Genomic DNA, 6,025 nt, shown 5'->3' with positions numbered 1-6,025 from the left:
ACCTCTACAATATTTTCTTAGTCGATTACATTGTACTAAAGTGAGCTATATTTGGCTCTTTTTTTATTACACAATTATATGGACATATTCGAAAATACAGAGCTAACGTGCTTGTTTGGAAAATCTAGCCTGTTAGAAAATCTAACGAGCTAGACAAAAATAACTAGCCCGTTAGAATTTGAGACTATTCTTCTCTTTACTCATATATAAAGCTCCTTTCAAATTAGACACTATATGTGTAAACTTTGAAAGGAGCTTCTTTATCGACTTAATATTTGTTTGGATAAGTCATCTATAGTTGTTTGATTGAGTTCTTTAATAATTTTTGAATCCACTTCACTGTATATATTATCTAAAGTAGATTGAATGTTTTTACCGACGACACATTTAGGGTTTGTATCTTGATGTATTTTTAGGAAATGTTCTTCTTCTTGTATAAGTTGGTATACATCACCTAAAGTTATTTTATTTGCTGGTTTAGATAATTGATAACCTGACTTACCTTGTTGGCTTTCAATAAGTTTACCGTTTCTCAAATATTTGCATATTTTTCTTACAAGTGTTGGATTACTATTTATGCTACTTGCTAAATATTTACTTGAAAGGGGCTCTTCATTAATAGATAGCAAAGACAGTATATGAATACCAACTGAAATTTGAGTGTTCACGCTTTATCACCTCTTAGATTCATATTCATTATAACTATGAGGCTTAATAAAAGCGAGAGGGCTGAGGCATTTATTTTGATAAAACTGAAATTCTTTCTTGAATATGGTCGCCTTTAACAGCTTCATCTACCATTGCGATAGCAAAATCTGTGTAACTAATTTTACTTTCACCATTATCATTTAAAGTAAATTTTTCTCCAGCTAAAATATATGTTCCAGTTCTTTCTCCGTCCGCAATAAATTCAGCAGCGGGGCTAACAAATGTCCAGCGTACGTCATTTCTTTTACGCAAGTCATCTAACACTTTACCTTGAGCTATAGAAAGTGGTTTATATGATTCAGGGAAATCAGGGGTGTTATATAGTTGTGTTTCTAATTTATCATCCACATACAAACTACCAGCACCGCCTATAATAATTAATCTTGTATCAGTATTTGATAGTAATTTATTTAAATGGTGAACAGAATCTTGATGTAAATGTAATTTATCTTCACGTACTTCACCAAAAGCATCAATTATAACATCGAATGGCTTTAAATCTTCTGACGTTAAATCAAACAAATCTTTAATAATAGATTTTTCAGCAACAGTTTTATTTTTGTTACGTACTATAGCTGTAACGTCTAAACCTCTATTAATAGCTTCTTTAGTAATAAGTTGTCCTGCTTTTCCATTAGCTGCTACGATACCTATTTTCATATTAATAACCTCACTTGTATTTATTTTAGATACAAGTTGAGTGTAGAACTATCATCTGAAAATGTCAAAAATAAAACTTTTAAAATGCGATAGGCATTAAAAAACTCCCAATCTGTTAGATTTCACATCTAGATTGGGAGTTTTTATTATTTATATTTGAAAATGCTTATGATTTAAATTTTACCACCAGTTATTTGCTTGACGGAATGCAATTGCTGCTTCTACAGAGCCATAACGTTCCTTAGCGTAATTGATCATACCTTTAGTTTGCTCAGTAACACTTCCAGTGCCCCAAGATTCTTTAGTTTGACCAAGGCCTCTGTATCCAAGTTCGTTTACAGCATTTGGATTACCACTTGATTCTGGCATTACAATGTTATCCCATAATGCTTTTGTTCCACCAGCTGCGATAAATTCTTTATATACTTCGTTAGTAGATGCTGCTTCTGTTGCTTGAGTTGTTGTATATTCACTTGCATCAGCGTTAGCGCTAAATCCAGCTGTAATAATACTTGCTGCTGCAGTTGATGCGATTAATAATTTTTTCATAGTAAAATATTCCTCCATATGCAATCGATTATTTTTTATCTCTTTCGTAATTACTTAATACACTTTAACATCAATTTTCATCTCATAGGTTACAACGAAATAAAAAGCAAATGTCTTTTATTTCAATCGTATTAAAAAAATGAATGCCATATGACAGTAGATATTTTGGTTTAATTGTATATATTAGATATAATTTTTAGTGAATGATAAAACTGGAGGTTACAAAATGAAAAGAATTAAGTTGAAGATGTTCAGAGATAATTTAGAAAATATCCCACAATTTGATTTACCTGAAGGCTATTCAATCAGAAAATTTAGAGAAGGCGATGAAATAGAGTGGGCAAAAATAGAAACTGCTGCTGAAGAATTTAAAACAGTCGAGGATGCACTCAAAAGATTCGATAAAGAATTCGGCTTTAATATAGAAGAAATGAAACATAGATGTCTTTTCATAGAGAATGAAGATGGAGAAGCAATTGGAACAACATCAGCTTGGTTCGGAGACTTAGATGGAACTGGTGAACAAAAAGGACGAATACATTTTGTTGCAATAAAACCAGAATATCAAGGGAAGAAATTATCTAAACCTTTGTTAACCGTAGCATTGAATACATTAATAAAAGAAAACCATAATAAAGTGTATTTAACAACGCAAACGACAAGTTATCAAGCGATAAATATGTACTTAAACTATGGATTTGAACCTTATGATCCAACTGGAGATGATCGTGAAGGTTGGTCGTTAATGGAAGAAGTATTAAATAGGAAGTTAAATATATTAAATTAAATAAAAGAGTGGGTTAGAAGTTTTATTTTCGTAAAAGGTTTCTATCCCGCTCTAAAAAGTATTGTTACAAAATAAATTGTGAAAGGCTAACACATACTAGACTAAACCTTGAATCGCATTAATAAATGATGCACTGATTAATCCAAAGCCAATAGTTACGATTAAAGCAACAATTGCCCAAATAATAGAAGCTTTTTTAGATAACTTACTTGTCCCATAATACACAGCAAAGATTAAATATGCTGATAATAAACCTGATAAATTAAAAACTGACAAATATTGATTTCCTTTATCAAAAACATTTAGACTGTCAATCTGTGTATCAGGTAACGTTAGTCCAAATAATGCTTGTATACCATAAACAATTATTGAAAAAGCAGTAGTAATAATTAAATATGAAATAGAAGCTGAAAAAATATGAATTGCGCGTGCATCAGATTTCATAATTTTTGAAACAATTAAGAATATTAAAAAGATAATTAATAAGCCAAAAATGACACCACCAACAGTTTGGCCAATTAAAGTCCCTATATCCATTTCATTTTGTTGTTCAATTTGAGATGAATCCAAACCAGCTTTTTTAAGTATCTCAGTATTATCAGTTATATAATTCGTCAAAAGTAAAGATATAAATGACAAAATAGTGAATATAATTAATTTTACAATCCATTTAGGGTTTTCTCTTAACTTACTAAAGTGATTTAAAAGAGGTAAGTCTGATGTTTTTGCACTTGTTTGATTTGCATTAGAATTTTCCATATATGTATAACCTTCCTTTCAAATAATATTTATCAATATAATAACATTAATAACCATTATTTAAAATAACTTAATTGTAAAATAATGGTAAGTGAAAGGGCGGTTAATTAAATATTAAATTCTTTAACAGATGGATGCTCTAAAATATCTTTTAATGAATATTTATAAGGGTTTATTTCAAAAACAACTGGTCCTTGATAATTTTGTTTACTTAAAACATTTATTATATTATTTTGTATAACTGTTCCATCGTTAGGTAGTAAATGTAAATCTGATTTTCCATCATTATCGGATAAATGAATTGATTTAAGTAATCCACCTAATCTGTTTACTGTGTCTTTAAATTCGTCACCTTGAATAGCTAAATGCCCAACATCTAAACAAGCTTTAGTGTTTGTTTTATTTAACACATCTAGCCATTCTTCAATATTAGAAGGTAATATATGCATATAGTTTAGCCCATCAGGTATTTGGTTCTCGAAAAGTAATTCAACATTATTGGCTAGAGAAAAGTCGCTCAATTCTTTTAATCGTTCAATCATTTTCGGATAGACTTTATCCAAATCTTCAGAGGCCATTGCTTGACCTCCATGAATAACAGCATGACTTCCATTATAATATGCTAGTTTCTTCATCCATTTTTTTGTTAATGCTAGCGTATACGCTGCTATCTCATCATATTGTGTAGCTAAATTTAAATCATGAAAAGGTAGATGTAAGCCAATTTGTAAATCACATTCATTTGCATACTTGAAAGCTTGCTCTGCTAAATGATGTTCTGCCCAAATTTCAACACCGTTAAAGCCATGTTCTTTAATTTGCTTTATGTCTTCTAAACTATACTCTTGTCCAATAGACCATAAACTAATCCATTTTTCCACTTGAATAATCTCCTTTGTACGTGACATTTTTCTATTAATTTTCATCATTGATTTCTTCTAATCTCTTACCTTTTGTTTCAGGAGCTAGAAAAATTGTAATTAGGAAACCAGCCAAACCTATTAAAGAAAAGAAGCCTAATGCTACTTGATTGCCCCATAATGCAACAAAGTTTGGGAAAACAAGCACACCTAAAATAGATCCTATACGGCTAACCGATGTAGCAAATCCTGATGCAGTTCCACGTATATTTGTTGGGAATAACTCTGTTGGATATACAAAATTTAAAATACCTCCACCCATATTTGAAAATAAAACTGCTACACTAAATAAAATTACTAAGTACATTAAAGTAGGATTGGGGTTTAACGTCAATATAGTTAAACCTACTGTTAATCCAAAGAATGATGTTATCAGAAGTGGTCTTCGTCCCCATCTATCAACTAAATATGAACCGATAAGCGCGCCGATTAAACCTAAAATACTTACAATAGATGAAGCTATGTATGTTTGATTTAATGTTCCTTCAGTAACTGAAGCTAAAATAGTTGGCGTATACATGGAAATGCCATAATATGCTGTAGCATAACAAAACCAAAAACCACATACGAAAATAGTTCTCTTTCTAAATTTTTCAGTAAATAATTCTTTTACTTTTACCTTTTTATTGACTACAGGTTCTACCTTCACTTTATTACCAGTAAGCTGATAAATAATATTCTGTGCTTCTTCTTCACGGCCTTTAGATGCTAACCAACGTGGTGATTCTGGCAGTCCTATTCTAAAAATAAAGATGATTACAGCAAGTAATCCACCTACTAAAAACATATAACGCCATGCATCATCGCCTAATGGTACTAAAAGCATTCCAGTTATATAAGCGAAAACTGCACCAACAAACCACATCATACCTAAAAAGGTTCCTTGTCGCCCTCGATTATTCGAGGAACTAAATTCTGACACTAACGTGGAAGAAATAGGATAGTCCGCACCTATACCTATACCAAGAAAGAACCGAAATATAATTAAATATAATGCATTAGGTGCTATTGCTGTTAAAACAGCAAATAATACAAAGGCTATTAAATCAACGGTAATCATAGCCTTTCTTCCCAATGTATCCGTTAATTTACCGAGCCATGCAGCACCAATGAAGGAACCGATAATGGCTGAAGCTGTTAATAAACTTTCCTCAATTGGACTAACACTCCATTGTTTAATAATCAATGGCATAGCGACAGCTATAATTGTTAAATCAAATCCATCAAGGAACGTTCCTCCAGCAGAAACAATTTTCACCTTACGCTGAAACTTACTAAGTTTAGCTTGATCTTCAGGATAATCTAGATAATTAAAACTCATATACGTCTCCTTGTTTTCCGTAGTTGTTAAAAACAATTTACCCATAATAAATTTGTGATAACATAATTTACTTATAATATTTTAAAATTATATATTACCATTTAATTTTACAAAGGAACTATTGATTACGTATTAAGTCGGTATTAAAATGCTGTAAACATAAAGTGATATACAGATATACACTAAGGATTGTCTAAAATAGGCTATTTTATCATAACTATGATAATTAAGGTTCTGTTGCAAAGTTGAATTTATAGTATAATTTTAACAAAAAGGAGTCTTCTGTATGAACTATTTCAGATATAAACAATTTAACAAGGA

The 6,025-nt window shown here is 30.8% G+C and carries 7 protein-coding genes; 1 reads left to right on the top strand and 6 read right to left on the bottom strand.

Going from position 1 to position 6,025, the window contains the following annotated elements; genetic code table 11:
- Positions 1-260 precede the first annotated feature (260 nt).
- The 3 genes from LQ682_RS13910 to LQ682_RS13900 all read right to left on the bottom strand — a co-directional run bounded on the left by LQ682_RS13910 (position 261) and on the right by LQ682_RS13900 (position 1,917).
- On the bottom strand, positions 261-668 hold the full coding sequence (locus tag LQ682_RS13910) for an Rrf2 family transcriptional regulator (protein WP_064205371.1): 408 nt from the start codon (positions 666-668) through the stop codon (positions 261-263).
- A gap of 70 nt (positions 669-738) precedes the next feature.
- A complete protein-coding gene (locus tag LQ682_RS13905; RefSeq protein ID WP_239704194.1) occupies positions 739-1,368 on the bottom strand; it encodes an NAD(P)-dependent oxidoreductase in 630 nt (209 codons plus the stop codon).
- A gap of 180 nt (positions 1,369-1,548) precedes the next feature.
- Positions 1,549-1,917, bottom strand: coding sequence for an aggregation-promoting factor C-terminal-like domain-containing protein (locus tag LQ682_RS13900; protein ID WP_017000663.1), 369 nt, complete (start codon positions 1,915-1,917; stop codon positions 1,549-1,551).
- Between the two features lie 226 nt (positions 1,918-2,143).
- On the opposite strand from LQ682_RS13900, the gene LQ682_RS13895 reads away from it, so the two are divergent.
- The gene (locus LQ682_RS13895; protein ID WP_239704193.1) at positions 2,144-2,704 is read left to right on the top strand and encodes a GNAT family N-acetyltransferase; all 561 of its coding nucleotides are present in this window, start codon (positions 2,144-2,146) and stop codon (positions 2,702-2,704) included.
- Between the two features lie 96 nt (positions 2,705-2,800).
- Here the strand turns inward: LQ682_RS13895 and LQ682_RS13890 are convergent, their stop codons facing one another.
- From LQ682_RS13890 to LQ682_RS13880, 3 genes are all read right to left on the bottom strand, one after another.
- Positions 2,801-3,463, bottom strand: a complete 663-nt coding sequence (locus LQ682_RS13890) for a YIP1 family protein (RefSeq protein WP_017000665.1) — start codon at positions 3,461-3,463, stop codon at positions 2,801-2,803.
- Between the two features lie 107 nt (positions 3,464-3,570).
- A complete protein-coding gene (locus LQ682_RS13885) occupies positions 3,571-4,389 on the bottom strand; it encodes a sugar phosphate isomerase/epimerase family protein (RefSeq protein ID WP_239724580.1) in 819 nt (272 codons plus the stop codon).
- Positions 4,379-5,704 carry an MFS transporter gene (locus LQ682_RS13880; protein WP_103268736.1) on the bottom strand — a complete coding sequence of 442 codons (1,326 nt, stop codon included), beginning with the start codon at positions 5,702-5,704 and terminating at the stop codon, positions 4,379-4,381. Before LQ682_RS13880 ends, LQ682_RS13885 begins: the two co-directional genes overlap by 11 nt.
- Positions 5,705-6,025: the final 321 nt, after the last annotated feature.

It is taken from the genome of Mammaliicoccus sp. A-M4 (genome assembly GCF_022386955.1).
In the GTDB taxonomy this organism is placed as follows: Bacteria; Bacillota; Bacilli; order Staphylococcales; family Staphylococcaceae; genus Mammaliicoccus; species Mammaliicoccus lentus.
Note: the sequence above shows the minus strand (reverse complement) of the source record. Positions and strands in the feature narration are given on the sequence as shown.

Bases quoted from the DNA above. Each gene is read 5' to 3' on its own strand.
- LQ682_RS13905 (WP_239704194.1), bottom strand. From the start codon at position 1,368: ATGAAAATAGGTATCGTAGCAGCTAATGGAAAAGCAGGACAACTTATT.
- LQ682_RS13900 (WP_017000663.1), bottom strand. From the start codon at position 1,917: ATGAAAAAATTATTAATCGCATCAACTGCAGCAGCAAGTATTATTACA.
- LQ682_RS13895 (WP_239704193.1), top strand. From the start codon at position 2,144: ATGAAAAGAATTAAGTTGAAGATGTTCAGAGATAATTTAGAAAATATC.
- LQ682_RS13890 (WP_017000665.1), bottom strand. From the start codon at position 3,463: ATGGAAAATTCTAATGCAAATCAAACAAGTGCAAAAACATCAGACTTA.
- LQ682_RS13885 (WP_239724580.1), bottom strand. From the start codon at position 4,389: ATGAAAATTAATAGAAAAATGTCACGTACAAAGGAGATTATTCAAGTG.
- LQ682_RS13880 (WP_103268736.1), bottom strand. From the start codon at position 5,704: ATGAGTTTTAATTATCTAGATTATCCTGAAGATCAAGCTAAACTTAGT.